Annotated in this window: 17 protein-coding genes; 11 read left to right on the top strand and 6 right to left on the bottom strand. The window is 70.7% G+C overall.

Annotated features, from left to right (window positions below; translation table 11 throughout):
- The first annotated feature begins 9 nt into the window (after positions 1-9).
- Positions 10-615 (top strand): response regulator transcription factor, encoded by a 606-nt coding sequence (locus AB0I43_RS30980; protein WP_356971344.1) that lies wholly within the window; start codon positions 10-12, stop codon positions 613-615.
- On the opposite strand, the gene AB0I43_RS30985 is transcribed toward AB0I43_RS30980, so the two are convergent.
- Positions 531-2396: a histidine kinase gene (locus AB0I43_RS30985; protein ID WP_357433055.1), complete on the bottom strand. Its 1866-nt coding sequence runs from the start codon at positions 2394-2396 to the stop codon at positions 531-533. The genes AB0I43_RS30980 and AB0I43_RS30985 overlap by 85 nt on opposite strands.
- Before the next feature lie 124 nt (positions 2397-2520).
- Between AB0I43_RS30985 and AB0I43_RS30990 the strand changes: the two genes are divergently transcribed.
- Positions 2521-2973, top strand: a complete 453-nt coding sequence (locus tag AB0I43_RS30990; RefSeq protein ID WP_356971340.1) for a DUF1801 domain-containing protein — start codon at positions 2521-2523, stop codon at positions 2971-2973.
- Between the two features lie 5 nt (positions 2974-2978).
- On the opposite strand, the gene AB0I43_RS30995 is transcribed toward AB0I43_RS30990, so the two are convergent.
- Entirely contained in the window at positions 2979-3569 is a 591-nt protein-coding gene (locus AB0I43_RS30995) for a phosphoribosylanthranilate isomerase (protein WP_356971338.1), read from the bottom strand.
- A gap of 135 nt (positions 3570-3704) precedes the next feature.
- Between AB0I43_RS30995 and AB0I43_RS31000 the strand changes: the two genes are divergently transcribed.
- Complete coding sequence (locus tag AB0I43_RS31000) at positions 3705-4664, top strand: EamA family transporter (RefSeq protein ID WP_356971336.1); 960 nt, start codon at positions 3705-3707, stop codon at positions 4662-4664.
- Entirely contained in the window at positions 4661-5167 is a 507-nt protein-coding gene (locus AB0I43_RS31005) for an RICIN domain-containing protein (RefSeq protein ID WP_356971334.1), read from the top strand. The genes AB0I43_RS31000 and AB0I43_RS31005 overlap by 4 nt, the downstream gene beginning before the upstream one ends.
- Here the strand turns inward: AB0I43_RS31005 and AB0I43_RS31010 are convergent.
- Positions 5142-5804: a class I SAM-dependent methyltransferase gene (locus AB0I43_RS31010; protein ID WP_356971333.1), complete on the bottom strand. Its 663-nt coding sequence runs from the start codon at positions 5802-5804 to the stop codon at positions 5142-5144. The two genes, AB0I43_RS31005 and AB0I43_RS31010, sit on opposite strands and share 26 nt — an antisense overlap.
- Before the next feature lie 84 nt (positions 5805-5888).
- Here AB0I43_RS31010 and AB0I43_RS31015 point away from each other — a divergent pair, with 84 nt between their 5' ends.
- Complete coding sequence (locus AB0I43_RS31015) at positions 5889-6185, top strand: hypothetical protein (protein WP_356971331.1); 297 nt, start codon at positions 5889-5891, stop codon at positions 6183-6185.
- Between the two features lie 48 nt (positions 6186-6233).
- Entirely contained in the window at positions 6234-7175 is a 942-nt protein-coding gene (locus AB0I43_RS31020; protein ID WP_356971329.1) for an oxidoreductase, read from the top strand.
- Positions 7176-7256: 81 nt separating this feature from the next.
- Here AB0I43_RS31020 and AB0I43_RS31025 read toward each other — a convergent pair whose 3' ends face one another.
- Both AB0I43_RS31025 and AB0I43_RS31030 read right to left on the bottom strand, forming a co-directional pair.
- Complete coding sequence (locus AB0I43_RS31025) at positions 7257-7466, bottom strand: hypothetical protein (RefSeq protein WP_356971328.1); 210 nt, start codon at positions 7464-7466, stop codon at positions 7257-7259.
- Between the two features lie 130 nt (positions 7467-7596).
- Positions 7597-9579 (bottom strand): ATP-binding protein, encoded by a 1983-nt coding sequence (locus AB0I43_RS31030; RefSeq protein WP_356971327.1) that lies wholly within the window; start codon positions 9577-9579, stop codon positions 7597-7599.
- Between the two features lie 358 nt (positions 9580-9937).
- Between AB0I43_RS31030 and AB0I43_RS31035 the strand changes: the two genes are divergently transcribed.
- From AB0I43_RS31035 to AB0I43_RS31055, 5 genes are read left to right on the top strand one after another with little or no spacing between them, the layout of a single operon-like run.
- Positions 9938-13627 (top strand): nitrate reductase subunit alpha, encoded by a 3690-nt coding sequence (locus AB0I43_RS31035; RefSeq protein WP_356971449.1) that lies wholly within the window; start codon positions 9938-9940, stop codon positions 13625-13627.
- On the top strand, positions 13627-15225 hold the full coding sequence (gene narH / locus AB0I43_RS31040; protein WP_356971325.1) for a nitrate reductase subunit beta: 1599 nt from the start codon (positions 13627-13629) through the stop codon (positions 15223-15225). Before AB0I43_RS31035 ends, narH begins: the two co-directional genes overlap by 1 nt.
- Complete coding sequence (narJ, locus tag AB0I43_RS31045; protein ID WP_356971324.1) at positions 15222-15854, top strand: nitrate reductase molybdenum cofactor assembly chaperone; 633 nt, start codon at positions 15222-15224, stop codon at positions 15852-15854. Before narH ends, narJ begins: the two co-directional genes overlap by 4 nt.
- On the top strand, positions 15851-16582 hold the full coding sequence (gene narI / locus AB0I43_RS31050; protein WP_356971322.1) for a respiratory nitrate reductase subunit gamma: 732 nt from the start codon (positions 15851-15853) through the stop codon (positions 16580-16582). Before narJ ends, narI begins: the two co-directional genes overlap by 4 nt.
- Positions 16579-18015, top strand: a complete 1437-nt coding sequence (locus AB0I43_RS31055; protein WP_356971320.1) for a sugar porter family MFS transporter — start codon at positions 16579-16581, stop codon at positions 18013-18015. Before narI ends, AB0I43_RS31055 begins: the two co-directional genes overlap by 4 nt.
- 7 nt (positions 18016-18022) lie before the next feature.
- Here AB0I43_RS31055 and AB0I43_RS31060 read toward each other — a convergent pair whose 3' ends face one another.
- Positions 18023-19072 (bottom strand): glucose 1-dehydrogenase, encoded by a 1050-nt coding sequence (locus AB0I43_RS31060; protein ID WP_356971318.1) that lies wholly within the window; start codon positions 19070-19072, stop codon positions 18023-18025.
- Positions 19073-19228 lie beyond the last annotated feature (156 nt).

The raw sequence follows: 19228 nt of genomic DNA on the forward strand, positions 1-19228 counted from the left end.
AATTGAGCGGTGATTCGTGTGCTGGTGGCCGAGGACGTGCGGATCCTGCGGGAGGCGCTGATCGGGCTGCTGACGCTGGAGCCCGACATCGACGTGGTGGTCAGCCTGGACGCCGGTGGCGGGATCGTCGACGCGGCGCTCGAGCATCGGCCCGATATCGCTGTACTGGATATAGAGCTGCCCGAGGTGAACGGTCTGGACGCCGCGCGCGAACTGCGGGAGCGGCTGCCCGGCTGCCGGGTGCTGATCCTCACCGGCCTCGGCCGGCCCGGAAACCTGCGCCGGGGCATCGCCGCGGGTGTCGCGGGCTTCCTGCTCAAGGACTCCCGGCCGCAGGATCTCACCGACGCCATTCGCACCATCGCCCGGGGCGGGCGGGTCCTCGACCCGCAATTGGCCTATGCGGCGCTCGAGGTGGCGGGCAGCCCGCTGACCGATCGGGAGACCGATGTCCTGCGCCTGACCGCGACGGGCGCGCCGCCGCGCGAGGTGGCCGCCCGGCTGCACCTGAGCTATGGGACGGTGCGCAACTATCTCGCCTCCGCCGTCAGCAAATTGGGCGCGCGCAACCGGGTGGACGCGGTGCGGCTCGCGTCCGAGGCGGGCTGGCTCTGAGGCTGCGGCGGCGCGAGCGCGGTCAGCGTGAAGGTGTCGCCGGTGCGCTGCGTGCCCAGCGTCCCGCCCACCGCGCGCAGCCGCGCGGTCAGATTGGGCAGGCCGGACCCGGGCGGGCGCGCGGCGGCGGCCGCGCCGTCGTTGGTGACCCGCAGCCGGACCGTGTGCTGGTCGGTGGTGAGCGCGATCGCGGTGTGCTCCGGCGTCGCGTGGCGCACCACGTTGGTGACCGCCTCACGCAGCACGACGGCCAGGACGTCGTGCTCGGGCGGCGGCGTCAGCAGCTCGACGGTGACCCGGGAACCGGCCGCTTCCAGCACCTTTCGCGCGCTGATCAGTTCCTCGGCCAGCGACAGCCCGGTCGGGCCCGCGGCGATCGAACGCAGGTCCTGCAGGGCCCGGTCCGCGAGACCGAGCAGTTCGCGCGTCTTGGCAGCGGGGTCGGGCGGCGGGCGGCGGGCCGCCAGTTCGGCGTCCAGGGTGATCGCGGTCAGGGTGTGGCCGAGCACGTCGTGGATATCGCGCGCGACGCGCAGCCGTTCGGCGAGCACGGCCATGCGCAGCGCCGCCGCGCGCGTGCGCCGCAGGCCCGCGGCCACTTCGGGAACGCGGCACAGCGCGTACACCGCGATCGAACCGGTGAGGATCACGCTGGCCCAATAGACCCGCACCGCGGGCGAGGCCGGAATGCCCCAGGACTCCATGGTGAGCGCGAGCAGCACCGCACCGGCCGCCGTGAACACCCACGACCACACCGTGCGCAGCCGCACCAGCACGGCGCCGAAGAACAGCAGGAACGGCGCGAACCCGACGGAGTCGGGCCAGGGCGGCAGCACGAGCGCGAGCAGGCCCACCGCGCCGTGCAGCGCCAGCGTCCACGGCCAGGCGCGGGGCGCGCCGCCGTCGGCGCGCGGAGCGCCGTGATAGAGCTGCAAGCCGCAGGCCAGCACCATCAGACCGGCGAACAGCACGAACTGCGGCCGCTGGTTCGCCTGCACCTGAAGCAGATTGGACAGCGCGACCGCGGAGTAGTTGAACACCATGGCCAGGACGAACCACCACGCGAACGCCGAGCCGTGCTCGGGCGTCGACGTCGCGGCCGGGTTCGGGACCGGTTCGCGCCGGGTGCCCGCGATGGACCGGGCGGTGGCCGAGGCCCGCCGACTGAGCTCGGCGACCCGGGCGAACTCCGGGCCGCTCGGTGGCCGCCGGAGTTCGCGCAGGACCGCCCCCAATTCGGCGCCGAGGGTCTCACGCAGGCGCGCGGCGGTGTGCAGGCGTTCGGCCTCGACCGCCGCGGTCGCCAATCGCGCCTGCTCCCTTGCCGTTTGGTCGAGCTGGCGGGCCAGATAGGGGATGGCGAAGAACATGAAACCGACATTGAGGCCGAGCGCCGCCGCCACGGCGCCCTCCAGCGGGCCGCGCAGCAGCCCGGACACGACCGAGTCGGCGAGTACGACGAGGCCGAACAGCGGCCAGGCCAGGCGCGGGCGCAGCGTGAGGGCCAGGCCGGCGGCCGCGATGCCCGCGATCGGGCCCCACGCCGCGCCGAAGACGATGTACGGCAGGAACGTCAGCGCGACCAGCGGCACCAGCAGCACCCGCGGCCACCAGCGCCCGACGATGACCAGCCCCTGCACCGCCATGATCGTCACGATGATCGCGGCGCCGGCGAGTGCGAACCGGTCCGGCGGTGCGAAAGCATAGAAGGCGGCGAGCCGCGCCGTCGTCTGCCCGAGCAGCAGCACCGCGACCAGTATCCAGCCGGGCTGCCGAACCACCGCGCACCTCCGAAACCCCTACCCATGCATTCTGCACGCAGGTCGGTGCATCAGGCACTACAACCAGGCTTTTCCGCGACGGAGACTGACAGGACGGAAATCCGCCACGGGAGAGAAGGAACCCATGACCGCCACCGAAAAGGCTTCTGTCGCATTCTCGGCCGAGGAACGCGCCGCGATGCGAGAGCATTCTCAGGAGCTGAAAACCGCCGCCCGGCGCGGCGCCAAGGCCAGCAAGGCCGACGGCGAGAGCGACGTGCTCGCCAAACTCGCCGAGATGTCGGACTTCGATCGCACGCTGGGCGAGCGGGTGCACGCGCTGGTGAAAGCCGCCGCGCCGGAACTGATTCCGAAGCTCTGGTACGGCATGCCCGCCTACGCCGACGCGACGGGCAAGATCGTCTGCTTCTACCAGTGCTCGGACAAGTTCAAGGCCCGCTACGCGACGTTCGGCTTCAACGATGTGGCGCAGCTCGACGACGGCGCCATGTGGCCCACCGCCTACTCGCTGACCGGGGAGATGACCGCGGCCGACGACGCGCGGCTGAGCGAGCTGGTGCGCCGGGCCCTCGGCTGAGGTCGCTACGCCCGTGCGTGGCGGACGAATTCGCGCATCAGCGCGTGGTCCTTCACGCCCCGGGTGGACTCGACGCCGCTGGAGACGTCCACGCCCCAGGGCCGGGCGGCCGCGATCGCCGCGCGCACGTTCGCGGGGGAGAGGCCGCCCGCGAGCAGCCATTGCCCGCTCGGGCGCGCGGTGTGCAGCGCGGCGAGATCCCAGCGCTCACCCGACCCGGCCACCGGCGAGTCCAGCAGCAGCCACTCCTCGCCGTAGGCGCCGGTCCGCACCTCGGTCTCGGCGGTGAGCGCGGTGGCGCGCAGCAGCCGCAGCCCGGCCAGCTCGGCGAAGGCTGCGCGCGGATACGCCCCGTGCAGTTGCAGCGCGTCCACCCCGGCCGCCCGGGCCAGCGCCCCGGCCTCGGCCGCCGGAATGCCGTGCACCACACCGACGGACAGCACGTGCGCGGGCACACCCGCCAGCAGCCGCCGCGCCGCCTCGACCGAGATCCGGCGCGGACTGGTGGTGAAGACGAATCCCACCGCATCCGCCCCGGCGTCCACCGCGGTCGCCACATCCTCCTCGGTGCGCAGACCGCACAGCTTCACGAACATGCCGGAAACCCTATGCGACCTGCTCGGTCGCTGTGCCGGAGGCCACAGGTCGGCGGCGAGAACGCCACGCGGCCAACGGCATTCAGATACCGCTCAGTCTTCTTTGCGTTACTTAGCGCACCTATCTTTCCGGCCGTGAAGGCACCCCAGGACGCCCTCGTCCCCGCCCCCTTGCTCGCTGTGGCCGCGATGGTCAGCATCCAACTCGGCTCGGCTGTGGCCAAGCACCTCTTCGATCTCCTGGGCCTCGGCGCCACCGCGAGCCTGCGGCTGCTGCTCGCGGGCGCGCTCGCCCTACTGCTGTGGCGACCCGCACTGCGGCTCGAAAGAAGTTCTCTGCCAAGTATTCTCGGTCTGGGTGCGGCCATCGCGGGGATGAACTTCTGCTTCTACGCCGCCATCGATCGCATCCCGCTCGGCATGGCGGTCACCATCGAATTCCTGGGCCCGCTGACCGTCGCCGCCCTCGGCTCCCGCCGCCCCCGCGACATCCTCTGGGTACTGCTCGCGGCCCTCGGCGTGCTCCTGCTCACCGACTCCGCCGGCCCGATCGCCTGGACCGGCGTGCTCTTCGCGATCGCGGCCGGCGCCTGCTGGGGCGCCTACATCGCCTGCGGCACGATCGTCGGCAAGCGCACCACCGGCCACGACGGACTCGCCCTGGCCATGGCCTGCGGCGGCATCCTGACCCTGCCGGTCGCGCTCGGCACCGCCACACCGGCGCTGTTCGACCCGCTGGTCCTGCTGAGCCTGCTCGCCGTCGCGCTGCTCTCCTCCCTGCTGCCGCACGCCCTGGAAATGACCGTGCTGCGCCAGATTCCGGCCGCCACCTTCGGCGTGCTGATGAGCCTGATGCCCGCCGTCGCCGCCGCGGCGGGCCGGGTCCTGCTCGGCGAGACCCTCGACCTCACCCAGTACGCGGGCATCGCGGTGGTGGTGGTCGCCGCCGCGGGCGCGGCCTACCGGCCCACTCCCGGTGGTGAATTCCCACCCCCGCGGCGGCGCGCAGCCCGCCCCAGGGTGTCTCGTGGACCGGCCGTTTCTGCTCGAACATTGGTGCTCACCGGCCCTTCCCGTAGAGAGACCCCGCCGTGAAACACCTCGTCAGCACCCTTATCCTCGCCGCAGCCGCCCTGCTCGCCGTGCCCGCCACCGCGCACGCCGAACAGGCCGACGACGTCGTCACCATCCAGCAGGTCTCCAGCGGCCGCTATCTCGACGCCTGGGCCGACGGTACCCACGACTACAACGTCGTCACCCGCCCGAACCAGGGCGACACCAGTCAGCAGTGGCGCATCGACTGGGACGACAGCGGCACCGGCACCGGCACCATCCAGCAGGTCAGCAGCCACCGCTATCTGGACGCGCACGAGATCGATTCGCTCGACTACCACCTGGTCACCCGCCCGGCCCAGAACAACCCGACCCAGCTCTGGCGCATCACCTCGATCGGCAACGGGCGCTACACCATCCAGCAGGCGTCCAACTCCCGCTACGTCGACGCCCACGAAATCGCCGACAAGGACTACGGCGTCGTCACCCGGCCCGCGCAGAACAACCCCACCCAGCAGTTCATTCTGGTGGTCGTCGGCCACTGACCGGCTTGTCGTAGACCAGCGCATACCGCCAGAACAGGCGGCGGCGGAGCCGGGCCCCGGGCAAGGACTCCGCCGCCGCCGCGCGTATCTCGGCGAGCGTTTCCCGCGGGGCCGCGACCGGCGCGGTCATCGCGACCGGCGGCCGGTCCACACCCCGCGGATGCGCGCGCAGGCCCCTCGCCAGGTTCGCCACCAGCGCGATCAGTCCGATCGCGCCGTCGGCCGGACCCGACTCCCGGAAACAGCCCACGACGACCAGCCGTCCGCCCGGCGCCAGACACCGGTCCACCGCGCGCAGCGTCTCCGGCAACGGCAGGTGGTGCAGGCTCGCGACCATCGTGATCGCGTCCCACGCGCCCGTCGTGCGAGCCGGGTCGAACCGCGTCTGCTCGATCACCACCGCCGGGTCGCCCGCGAACCTGGCCGCCGCCAGTTCCGCCACCCGCGGATCCGGCTCGAGCCCGGTGATCTGCCGGTTTCCGTTCCGCAGTCGATCGATCAGATTGCCGGTGCCGCAACCGATATCGAGCACCCGCCGGGCCGCACCGACCTGCCCGGCCACCCACGGACCGTAGAAGTCGTTGTGACTCCACGGATGCCGCCTGTTGAACCGATCGATTCGCGCGCGCAAGCTCACGCCACCACCGTAACGAGCGCGCACCGGCGAAACGGCCTGCCGTGTTCGCTCCAGATGTCGGACACCCCTCCTATGGTTGGACCTATGACCGACATATCGCCGCTAGCCGCCTCGGCCCGGGCAGTCTTCGGTGAGCCAGGGGTGCACGCCGTCGTCCGGTCCGGATCCACCGTGCACGCGGTCACCCTCGGCCACTGGGTGGGCGGGGAGGAAGTGCCCGAACTCATCTGCCGGACCGGCGTGGCCGGCTGGTCCCCGGATGCCCTGGTCCCCACGCGCGCCGCCCTCACCTGCGCCCGCTGCCTGCGCCGCCTCGGCGTCAGCTCCGGCGCGCAGTCGCGCCAGCTCCCGCTGTTCGAGGCGGCCGCCGACCTCGGGTGAGCTCGCGCGCTTGACTTGGAGCGCACTCCAGCTCCTACCGTCGCTCGCATGACACTCACCCGGCAGCGCGCGATCGGTTCCCCCTTCGGCGCGCACAGCACCGCCGAACAGGTCCTGTCCGGAATCGACCTGTCCGGCAAGACCGTCCTCATCACGGGCGGCTACTCCGGCCTCGGCAAGGAGGCGACCATGGCGCTGGCCCGCGCCGGCGCCACCGTCCTGGTGACCGCCCGCCGCCCCGATGCGGCCCGCGCCGAATTGCGCGGCGTCGCCCGTACCGAGGTGCACGACCTCGATCTCGCCGACCTCGACAGCGTCCGCCGCTTCTGCGATCGATTCCGCGACACCGGCCGCACCCTCGACATCGTCCTCTGCAACGCCGGTGTCATGGCCTACCCGCGGCACCGCCTGGCCTCCGGCTGGGAGGCCCACTTCGCCATCAACCACCTCGGCCACTTCGCGCTCGTGAACCGGCTGCGGCCCACGCTCGCGCCCGGCGCCCGCGTGGTCGCCGTCGCCTCCGCGGGCCACTTCCTGTCCGGCATCCGCTGGGACGACCCGCATTTCAGCGCGGACTACGACCACTGGCTCGCCTACGGGCAGTCCAAGACCGCCAACGCCCTGTTCGCCACCCACCTCGACACGCTCGGCGTCCGCGCCTTCGCCGTGCACCCCGGCAGCATCCTCACCCCGCTACAGCGCAACATCCCGCACGCGGACCAACTCGCGCAGGGCTGGCTCACCGCCGACGGCCGCCCCGCGGACGGCTTCAAAACACCGGCGCAGGGCGCGGCGACCGCCGTCTGGGCCGCCACGTCCGCGCTGCTCGACGACCTCGGCGGCCGCTACTGCCAGGACTGCGAGATAGCCGCCCCCGCCCAGTCCGATGACATGCTCGTCGGCGGAGTGAAACCCTGGGCCGTCGACCCCGACGCCGCCGCCCGGCTGTGGACCCTGTCGAGCGAACTCACCGGAGTGAACGGGTTCTGACCGGCCGCGCCGGTGCCGCTCGTAACGGCGAACGGCCGCCGCACCGAATCGGTGCGGCGGCCGTTACTCGGCGAACTCGCGCTACTTCCCAGCTTTGGACCCGCTGCTGAGCGCGGAGGAACCCGCCGACAACAGGTTCCCGAGCTCGTGGAACCAGCTGCACCCACCGGGCGGGAAGGTCACGCAACCCGAGACCGGAGCAACCGGTTCGGCCTCGGCGGCGGTGGCGGTAGCCATCGGAGCCAGCATCAGCGCACCGGCCAGACCAGCCGCGGCAAGTGATCGTCTCATCGAAATCCTTCTGCTCAACAAGTTTCGGACAGCCCACTGCGTCCGAACCAGTGCCGATCACGCTATGCAACCCCGGCCGCACTCCACAGACCCCGGTTCCCTGGCCCATACCGCCGGGGGCACGCCGCCGCTACCGCCCGGCGTGCTGGGGTTCGGGTGCGGCGGTGAGGGCGGTGGGGACGAGGACGATGGCGCGGACGCCGCCGTAGTCGGATTCGGTGAGGCGGACCGTGACCCCGTGCCGTGCGGCGAGTTTCGCGACCACGAACAGGCCCAGGCGGGCGTCGCCGGAGAGGGCGGCGACGCTGAAGTCGGGCGGGCTGGACAGCAGGGCGTTGCGGGCGGCGAGTTCGGCGGGGGACATGCCCAGGCCCTGATCGGTGATCTCGATCGCCACCCCGCGCCCGACCGGGCTGCCGTTGATCTCGACGCGGGAGTCGGGCGGGGAGTAGGCGGTGGCGTTGTCGGCGAGTTCGGCGAGCAGGTGGATGACGTCGGCGACCGCGCTGCCGGCGACGTGGGCCTCGGGCAGCCTGCCGACCTGAATCCTGGTGTAGTCCAGGCTTTCCGCCACCGCGCCGCGGATGACGTCGAAGAGCGGCACGGGGTTGCTCCAGCGGCGGCCGGGTTGCGCACCACCGAGAATGATCAGGTTCTCGGCGTTGCGGCGGGCGCGGGTCGCGAGGTGGTCGAGCTGGAACAGCAGGTCCAGGTAGGCGGGGTCCTCCTCGGTGCGTTCGGCCCGGTCCAGCAGCGCGAGCTGGCGGTGCACGACGCTCTGGGAGCGCTGGGCGATGGTGAGGAACACCGCGTTGACGCCGTCGCGGGTCTGGGATTCGGCGACCGCCGCCGAGACGGCCGCGAGGTGCGCGCGATTGAAGGCGTTGGCGACCTGACCGACCTCGTCTGTGCCGTAATCCAGTTCGGTCACTTCGTCTTTCGACTCGATCTGCCCGGCGGACAGCCGCCGGATGGTGGCGGGCAGACGCTCGTCGGCCAGTTCCAGGGTGTCCCGCCGCAGCCGGCGCATCCGGGCGACGAACCGGTTCGCCAGCACCAGCGCCGCGACGAAGGCCAGGGCGGCCAGGGAGAAGATGCCCGCGCCACCGAGGTAGGAGTTGACCAGCACCTCTTCGCCGTGTTCGGCGGCAGCGTGGTGACTGTCGGCGCTCTGGTCTTTCCACAGCTGCATCAGGTCGGTGCGCACCGTGCCGGCGACACGTTGCCACCCGGCCAGGTCCAGCGGTAGCTCGGTGGTGGATTGCCTTGCGCGCGAGCTGGTTTCCGTGCCAGGGTAGGGTCCGCGCTCGATGATCGCGTTCTCCATGGCGACCAGCTGCTGCCACTGCGCGCTGCCGGTGATCGCCTGCAACTGCGCCAGGCGTGCGCCCTGGAGCGTCGACCCCACATAGGCGACCTCCCCGCGGCCGTCCCCGATGTAACCGCCGAGCTCGGTGAGCAACTGCGGCGACACCTCCTCGGTGAGCAGCGCGACGGCCCCGAGACTGCTTGTGCGGGAGACGGATTCGGCGGCCCGCAGGGCGTGCACCGCCTTGTAGAGCTCGACCGCGACCCGCGCCTCCGGCGCCACCTCGGCCACGTGCAGGGACGCGCTGGTGACGGTGTGCACGATCTGGCTGAACGCCGCGAAGACCTGCTGCGCGGGGACGGCGCGCGCGTCGATGCCGCCGCGCAGCATCGGGAGCTGCTTGTAGAGCGTGCGGTAGCCCTCGATGGGTGCGGTGAGGTCGGGGCGCAGCTCCTGCATGGTCGCGCTGGTGGAGACCAGCGCCGCGAGTGCGGCGTCGGAGTGGTCGCGGGCGGCGGGCAGCGCCGCGGCGGCGGTGCCGTCCCCGGCGAGGTGCAGCAGCGAGACCCGGCGCTCCTCCTGGAACGACTCGACCATGAGGATCGCGGGAGAGATTGCGGAGGCGGACAATTCGGCGAATCGGTTGGCCTTGCGCCCGTCCTGGATGAGGTAGACCGAGCCGCCGATCCCGGCGGCGAGCAGGGCGATGCTCGGGATCAGGACGATGGCCAGCAGCCGGGCCCGGACGCCCGCGATTCGCCGGGCCCAGGGCAGCGTGAAACCGGGAAACTTGGTGCCGCTCACCGAAAATCTTGCCTACTTCCGGGCACCGCTGCCCCCTGACCACTGGGTGCAGGCAACGTAACCGGTGCGATTGCCCTTCGCAAGCAATTGCTTGGTATGGCAGGTGCCCGCAGTTTGCCCGCAAATTCCCAGCTAGATCGAATTGCTGTAGGTCTGCTGAATGCCCGGCGAGGTCCGATCCCGTCCGGCGTGGCCCGCGAATACCGGCATACCCCTGTGTTTCACTCGACTGTCGAGTCCTTTGCTGATCACTTGCTGGCGTTCGAAGCGGGCATTCGCGGTACGCCGAGGGAAAGGAAATGATGGGGATGGGTCAGACACGGTGGTCCGAGGCGGCGAGCCGGGCGGCCGCCCGGTGATGCGGGAAGCGCCCGGTCCGGGCGAAACCGGCGAACTGCTGCTGCGCTCGGCCCGGTACTTCCGCCCGGGCACCCCGGCGGCGGATCTGCACAGTGAGCAGATCGTCGGCGGCCGGGACGGCGACGTGTTCTACCGCGACCGCTGGAGCCACGACAAGATCGTCTACTCCACCCACGGCGTGAACTGCACCGGCTCCTGCCGGTGGAAGGTCTACGTCAAGGACGGCATCATCACCTGGGAGACCCAGGCCACCGACTACCCCTCGGTGGGCCCGGATCGGCCTGAATACGAACCCCGCGGCTGCCCGCGCGGCGCCTCCTTCTCCTGGTACACCTACTCGCCGACCCGGGTGCGCTACCCGTACGTGCGCGGCGTGCTGCTGGAGCTGTATCGCGAAGCCCGCGCCCGCCTGGGCGATCCGGTCCTGGCCTGGGCCGACATCCAGGCCGATCCGGAACGCCGGCGGCGCTACCAGCAGGCGCGCGGCAAGGGCGGCCTGGTCCGCGCCACCTGGGACGAGGCGATCGAGATCGCCGCCGCCGCGCACGTGCATGCGATCAAGACCTACGGCCCGGACCGCGTCGCCGGGTTCTCGCCGATCCCCGCCATGTCGATGGTCTCGCACGCCGCCGGCGCCCGGTTCATGGGTCTGATCGGCGCGCCGATGCTGTCGTTCTACGACTGGTACGCCGACCTGCCGGTCGCCTCGCCGCAGGTGTTCGGCGACCAGACCGACGTTCCCGAGTCCGGCGACTGGTGGGACGCCGCCTATCTGATCATGTGGGGCTCCAACGTCCCGGTGACGCGCACCCCGGACGCGCACTGGATGGCCGAATCCCGTTATCGCGGACAGAAAGTCGTGGTCGTCGCCCCCGACTACGCGGACAACGCGAAGTTCGCCGACGAGTGGCTGCACCCGCATCCGGGCACCGACGCCGCGCTGGCGATGGCGATGGGGCACGTCGTGCTCAAGGAATGCTTCGTCGACCGCGAGGAACCGTTCTTCGGCGACTACGTGCGCCAGTTCACCGATCTCCCGTTCCTGGTCACCCTGACCGAACGCGACGGCGCCTACGTGCCCGGCAAATTCGTGCGCGCGGCCGATCTCGGCGACACGGGGGAGGGTGCGCAGTGGAAGACCGTGCTGCTCGACGAGACCAGCGGTGAACCGGTGATTCCCAACGGCTCCATGGGTTTTCGGTGGACCGAGTCCGGTGCGGGCCGGTGGAACCTGGATCTGGAGCAGGTCCGCCCGCTGCTGTCGTTGCACGGGCGCGGCGAGGGGGTGTCGGTGCTGCTGCCGCGCTTCGACACCGAGGGCGGCGAACACGGCCAGAGCCGGGGCGAGACCGTGCGCCGCGGCGTCCCGGCCCAGCGCGTCGGTGGTCAGCTGGTCACCACCGTCTTCGACCTGCTGCTGGCCCAATACGGCGTGGCCCGAACGGATCTGCCCGGCCAGTGGCCGAGTTCCTACGACGACGCCGCGGCCCCGGGCACGCCCGCGTGGTCGGAGCGGATCACCTCGGTGCCCGCGAATCGCACGATCAAGATCGCCCGCGAATTCGCAGCCATCGCCGCCGAATCCCGGGGCCGCTGCATGATTCTCATGGGCGCGGGCACCAATCACTGGTTCCACTCCGAGACGATCTACCGGGCCTTCCTGTCGCTGCTGCTGCTCACCGGCTGCCAGGGCCGCAACGGCGGCGGCTGGGCGCACTACGTCGGGCAGGAGAAGTGCCGCCCGGTCACCGGCTGGGCGACGCTGGCCTCGGCCAACGACTGGTCCCGGCCGCCGCGCCAGATGATCGGCACCGCCTGGTTCTTCACCAATACCGACCAGTGGCGCTACGACAGGTTCACCGCCGACGTGCTGGCCTCCCCGCTGGGCACCGGCCGGTTCCAGGGCATGACCGGCGCCGACGTGCTGGCCCAGTCGGCACGGATGGGCTGGATGCCCTCCTACCCCACCTTCGACCGCAATCCGCTGGATCTGGCCGACGAGGCCCGCGCCGCCGGCAAGCCGCCCGCGGAGCACATCGTCGACGAATTGCGCAGCGGCCGTTTGGGTTTCGCCAACCAGGATCCGGACGCGCCGCAGAACTGGCCGCGCGTGCTCACGCTGTGGCGGTCGAACCTGCTGGGCTCCTCGGCCAAGGGCGCGGAGTATTTCACCAAACACCTTCTGGGAACCCAGTCCTCGCTGCGCGCCGAGCCCGCGCCGCCGGAGGTCAGGCCCCGGGACGTGGTGTGGCACGAGGAGGCCCCCGAGGGCAAGCTCGACCTGCTGCTCACCCTGGATTTCCGCATGACCTCCTCGACCATGCTCTCGGATGTGGTGCTGCCCGCGGCGACCTGGTACGAGAAGCACGACCTGTCCTCCACCGACATGCACCCCTACGTGCACTCCTTCGCGCCGGCGGTGGACCCGCCGTGGCAGGCGCGCACCGACTTCGAGGCCTTCTACGATCTGGCCGCGCGCCTGAGCGAACTGGCGGCCGGGCACCTCGACACCCGCCACGACGTGGTGGCCACGCCGTTGCAGCACGACACGATCGCCGAGACCGCCCAGCCCGGCGGCCTGGCGCTGGACTGGCGAGCGGGGGAGTGCGAACCGATCCCGGGTCAGACCATGCCGGGCCTGGCGGTGGTGGAACGCGACTACACCGCCATCGCCACCAAATTCGCCTCGCTGGGCCCGCTGGCCGAGAAACTCGGCCTGCCGGCCAAGGGCATCATGCTGCGCCCTGACGAGGAGATCGACTATCTGCGCGGGATCAACGGCGTGGTGGCCTCCGGCGTCGCGGCCGGGCGCCCCGCGCTGGACACCGCGCTCAAGGCCGCCAACACCATTCTGGCGCTGGCGGCGACGACCAACGGCCGCCTGGCCGTGCAGGGCTTCGAGACCCTGGCGCGGCGCACCGGTCAGCACATGGCGCACCTGGCCGCCGAGAAGGAGGGGGTGCGGATCACCTACGCCGACACCCAGGCCGCGCCGGTCCCGGTGATCACCTCGCCGGAATGGTCCGGCAGCGAATCCGGCGGGCGGCGCTACGCGCCGTTCACGCTGAACACCGAGCATCTCAAGCCCTGGCACACCCTGACCGGGCGCCAGCACTTCTTCCTCGACCACGACTGGATGCACGAGCTGGGCGAGGCGTTGCCGGTGTATCGGCCGCCGCTGGACATGAAGCGGCTCTTCGGCGAACCGGCGCTGGGACCCGACGGCCAGCGCGAGGTCACGGTGCGCTACCTGACCCCGCACAACAAGTGGTCGATCCACTCCGAGTACCAGGACAACCTGTTCATGCTGTCGCTCTCGCGCGGCGGACAGGCGATCTGGATGTCGGTGCCCGACGCCGAGGCGATCGGCGTCGCCGACAACGACTGGATCGAGGCGGTCAACCGCAACGGCGTCGTCGTGGCCCGCGCCATCGTGTCCCCGCGCATGCCGCGCGGCACGGTGTACATGCACCACGCGCAGGAGCGCACCGTCAACGTCCCCAAATCCGAGACCGACGGCCGGCGCGGCGGCATACACAACTCGCTGACCCGGGTGCTGCTCAAACCCACCCACCTCATCGGCGGCTATGCCCAATTGTCCTGGGCTTTCAACTATTTCGGGCCGACCGGCAATCAGCGTGACGAAGTCACGGTGATCCGCCGCCGGGCCCAGGAGGTGACGTACTGATGCGCGTGATGGCACAGATCGCCATGGTGATGAATCTCGACAAATGCATCGGCTGCCATACCTGCTCGGTGACCTGCAAGCAGACCTGGACCAACCGCTCCGGCATGGAGTACGCCTGGTTCAACAACGTGGAAACCCGTCCGGGACAGGGATATCCGCGCCGCTACGAGGACCAGGAGCAGTGGAAGGGCGGCTGGACGCTGACCCGGCGCGGCAAGCTCAAGCTGAAACAGGGTTCGCGCGCCTGGAAGCTGGCCAGCATCTTCTCCAACCCGGTGCTGCCCACCCTGCGCGACTACTACGAACCCTGGACCTACGACTACCGCAACCTCACCGACGCGCCCCTGGGCGGCGACTACCCGGTCGCGCCGCCGCGCTCGCTGGTCACCGGCAAGCCCATGTCGATCGAGTGGTCCTCGAACTGGGACGACAACCTGGGCGGCGCCGCCGAGCACGGGCCCGAGGACCCGAACGTGGTCCGGATGCGCGAGGAGGTGGGCGAGCGGATCCGGTTCGGGTTCGAGGAGAGCTTCATGTTCTACCTCCCCCGCATCTGCGAGCACTGCCTCAACCCGTCCTGCGTCGCCGCCTGCCCGTCGGGCGCGATCTACAAGCGCGCCGAGGACGGCATCGTCCTGGTGGATCAGGACCAGTGCCGGGGCTGGCGGCAGTGCGTCACCGGCTGCCCCTACAAGAAGATCTACTTCAACCATCAGACCGGCAAGGCCGAGAAGTGCACCTTCTGTTATCCGCGGGTGGAGGTCGGCCTGCCGACGGTCTGCTCGGAGACCTGCGTGGGCCGGCTGCGCTACCTCGGGGTCATGCTCTACGACGCCGACCGGATCGCCGCCGCCGCGGCCACCACGGACGAAAAAGACCTCTACCGTGCGCAATTGGAATGCTTCCTCGACCCCGAGGACCCGCAGGTGCGCCGCGCCGCCGAACGCGACGGCATCTCCCGGGAATGGCTCGACGCCGCCCGGCGGTCCCCGGTGCACGCGCTGATCAGCAAGTACCGGGTGGCGCTGCCGCTGCATCCGGAATACCGCACCATGCCGATGGTCTGGTACATCCCGCCGCTGTCCCCGGTCGTGGACGCGGTGGCGGGCAGCGGATTCGACGGCGAGGACGCCGGCAACCTGTTCGGCGCGATCGACGCCCTGCGCATCCCGGTGCAGTACCTGGCCGAACTGTTCACCGCCGGCGACACCGTTCCGGTGCGCGCCAGCCTGAACCGGCTGGCCGCCATGCGATCCCACATGGCCGACCTCAACCTGGGCCGCACCGTGACCGAGGACAAGGCCGCGGCGGTCGGCATGACCGCCGCCGAGATCGAGCAGATGTTCCACCTGCTCGCCATCGCCAAATACGAAGACCGGTACGTGATTCCGACCGCCGCCATGGCCGAGGCGCACAGCCTGGAGGAGGCCGCGGTGGGCGGGTGCAGCCTCGACTACGAGGGCGGGCCCGGCATGGCCGAGGACGGCGCCTTCGGCGGCGGCTCGGGCCGTAAATCGCTGCCGCTGGTCACCATCGAGAGCTTCCAGGCCATGCGCGATCAGCAGACCGCCGACGTCCCCCGGGAGCCGCAGCCGTGAAACCGATCGACGACGAGGTCGCGATCGTCTACCGGGTGGCCGCGGCCTGCCTGGCCTACCCGGACGACGAATTCGCCGCGGACCTCCCCGCGTTCGACCGAGCCCTGGCCGGTCTGCGGCATCCGGGTGCGGCCCTGCTGCGCGAGTTCCTCGGCGTCAGCGCCGAACTCGGCCCGGACGCGCGCACGGCCGCCTACGTGGACACCTTCGACTTCGCCAACCGGCACAGCCTCTACCTCACCTGGTGGACCGACGGCGACACCCGCAACCGGGGCGCGGCACTGGTGCGGTTCAAGGACCGCTATCGCGCCGAGGGCTTCGATTTCGACGACGACGAACTGCCCGACTTCCTGCCCGCCGTCCTGGAATTCAGCGCGCTGGCCCGCACCGGCGCCCTGCTGCTCGAGTACCGGCCCGCCCTGGAGCTGCTGCGGATCGCGTTGCGCGAGCGGCGCGATCCCTTCGCCGCCGTGCTGAGCGCGGTGTGCGCGACCCTGCCCGGCGCCGGCCCGGCCGACCGGGCCCAGGCCCGCGCGCTGGCGCGCAGCGGCCCGCCCCGCGAAACCGTCGGCCTCGAGCCCTACGGCCACCTCGGACTGCTTCCCCTGCTGACTGGAGACCAACGATGAGCATCTTCCTCTGGGGTGCCCTGCCGTATGTCGTCATCGGCCTGCTGGCCACCGGCCTGGCCTGGCGCTACCGCTACGACAAGTTCGGCTGGACCACCCGCTCCTCGGAGCTCTACGAATCCCGGCTGCTCAACATCGCCTCGCCGATGTTCCACTACGGCATCCTGTTCGTCTTCGTCGGGCATCTCATGGGCCTGTTCATCCCGGCCTCCTGGACCGACGCCGTGCACTTCGACGAGCACGCCTACAACCTGCTCTCGCTGCTGGGCGGCACCGCGGCCGGGGCGCTGGCCGTCCTGGGCATCGGCATGCTGATCTATCGCCGCCGCACCAACGCCGCGGTCTTCCACGCCACCACGAACAACGACAAATTCATGTACCTGGTGCTGGTGGGAGCCATCGTCAGCGGCATGTACGCCAAGCTGACGCACTCCAGCTTCGACGAGGGCTACGACTACCGGACGACGATCGCGCCCTGGGCGCGCAGCGTTTTCACCCTGCGACCCGAGGTCGACCTGATGGCGCAGGCGCCCCTGGCCTTCCACATCCACGCCGTGATCGGCATGGCGCTGCTCGCGCTGGTGCCGTTCACCCGGCTGGTGCACATGTTCAGTGCGCCGGTGCAATACCTGTTCCGGCCCTACATCGTCTATCGCAGCCGGGATCCGAAGCGGCTGTCCGAGCGCGCGCCGCGGCGCGGGTGGGAACGAATCGACTCCGGGCGATGAGCGACCCGCGCGTGCGACGGCCGCATCCCGACGCCAACGCCAACCCCGGAGCCCTCGGCGCGAACGTCGTCTTCGTGGCCGCCGCGGCGGCCATGGGCGGCTTCCTGTTCGGCTACGACTCCTCGGTGATCAACGGCGCGGTCACCGGCATCCAGCACGACTTCGACGTGTCCTCGGGCACCATGGGTTTCGTCGTGGCCGCGGCGCTGCCGGGCGCGGCCGTCGGCGCGCTGGCCGCGGGCTGGCTGGCCGACCGGTTCGGGCGCACCCGCGTCATGCAGATCAGCGCGCTGCTGTTCGCGGTCAGCGGCGTGGGCAGCATGTTCGCCTTCGGTGACGTCGATCTGACGGTGTGGCGCTTCCTCGGCGGCATCGCCATCGGTCAGGCGTCGGTGGTGGCGCCGGCCTACATCGCCGAGGTCGCGCCGCCGAGCTATCGCGGGCGGCTGGCCTCCTTCCAGCAGCTGGCGATCGTGCTCGGCATCGCGGTCGCCGCGCTGGTCAACTACCTGATCGCCATGGCGGCGGGCGGATCGAACGAGGCGGAGATCGGCGGGCTGGCGGCCTGGCGCTGGATGCTGGGCGCGGAGGTGGTGCCCGCGCTGATCTACGGCACCGTGGCCTTCCTCATCCCGGAATCACCGCGGTACCTGATCGCGAACGGGCGCGAGGACGAAGCCCGCAAGGTGCTCGCGGAGGTGGAGAACGACGACCCCGATCACCTCGACCAGCGGGTCGCCGAGATCCGCGCGGCCATGGCCGGGGAGGTGCGTTCCAGCCCGAAGGATCTGCTCAGCCACAGTCGCGGCTTCCTGCTGCCGATCGTGTGGATCGGCATCGGCGTGTCGGCGTTGCAGCAGCTCGTCGGCATCAACGTGATCTTCTACTACTCGTCGCTGCTGTGGCAGCAGGTCGGCATCGATACCTCGAATTCGCTGCTGGTGTCGATGATCTCGTCGGTCATCAATATCGTCGGCACGATCATCGCCATGTCGCTGGTGGACCGCGTCGGCCGCAAGCCGCTGCTGCTCGTCGGCTCCGCCGGCATGACGGTGACGCTCGGCCTGTGCGCCTGGATGTTCACCTATGTCGGCGGCACCTCCGACGATCCGTCGATGCCCGAGGTGCCCGGCACGGTCGCGCTGATCTCGGCGAATCTCTATGTGCTGTTCTACGCGCTGTCCTGGGGCGTGGTGGTGTGGGTGCTGCTCGGGGAGATGTTCCCCAACCGCATCCGCGCGATCGCGCTGTCGGTGGCGGCGTGTGCGCAGTGGCTGGCCAACTGGCTTGTCACCGTGTCGTTTCCGACGCTGTCGGCGTGGAGCCTGGCCGGGGCGTACGGGCTGTACGCGCTCGCGGCGCTCGTCTCCATTCCCTTCGTGCGCCGCCTGGTGCGCGAGACCAAGGGCCGCACACTGGAATCGATGGGCTGAGGTCCGGTCAGCCCAGGTCGATCACGACCTTGATGTCGTCGTGGCCGGAGGTGAAGGCGTCGAGGGCTTGGTCCAGCGGGAGCCGCCGGGTGATCAGGCCCTCGAGCCAGTCCGGGTCCGCCGCCGCGAGCGCCTCCGCCGCCTGCCGATAGTGCCGTTTGTTGGCGTTGACCGAGCCGAAGATCAGGTCGTTCTCCAGCACGATGTTGCGATTGGCCGCGCCCGCGTCGAAGGTGACCTCCCGGCCGACGGGGGAGACGCCGGTGAGGCAGACGATGGCGGCGGAGGCGTTGTGCGTCATCGCGTCCACCGCCACCTGCGCCGAGCCGGTGGCCTCCACGATGAGGTCGGGCTCGATCTTTCCGGCCACGGTGGGCAGCGGGTCGCTGTGGTAGGTGGCGCCCAGGGCACGGGCCATGGTCGGCTGGACGCCGTCGTCCCCGAGGGCGAGCACGTGCACGTCCAGGCCGCGTTGCCGGCCGATCATCGCGGCCAGCAGGCCGATCGGCCCGGCGCCGGTGACCAGCACCCGCTTGTGCTCGTACCAGGCGCGCCGGCTGACCAGATCGATCTGCTCCCAGGCCTTGGCGACGACGGTGGTCGGTTCCATCAGCACCCCGGTCCGGGCGAGCGCGGGATCCAGTTTCACCGCGTAGTCCGCCTCGACCCGCCACAGCTCCGAGGCGTAGCCGTCGATTTGCTTGATGCCGCGCTCGGTGTACTGGTTGTTGCGGCACATATCGAACTCCCCGTGCGCGCAGGCGCCGCACGGCACCGGGTCCGGCCGGCGCACGATGCCCACGACCAGATCGCCCGCGGCGAACCCGCTGTCCGCGGGCGCGGTCAGCACCCGGCCCAGCGATTCGTGGCCGATGACCAGACGCTCGTGTCCGCCCGGGGCCCAGCCGTACTCGCCCCGGGCGATCTCGCGGTCGGTGCCGCAGACGCCGACGGCGACACCCTGTACCAGCAGGTCGCCGGGTCCGGCCACGGCGTCGGGCACCTCGGTGACCGCCAGCGATCCGGCCTGCTCGGGAACGACGGTGAGTGCACGCATGTGACCTCGATTCCGCGGCGCGGCCCGCACGCCTGCCTCGGGGATTGCTCAGTGGATGCCGTCAATCCATCGTGCCTACGCGGGCGCGCGCACAGCCAAGGTTTCGGGTCAACGATTCGATCTCGATCACCGCAGTAAGGTCGAGACGGGCATACG

It is taken from the genome of Nocardia sp. NPDC050435 (assembly GCF_040655395.1).
Lineage (GTDB): Bacteria > Actinomycetota > Actinomycetes > Mycobacteriales > Mycobacteriaceae > Nocardia.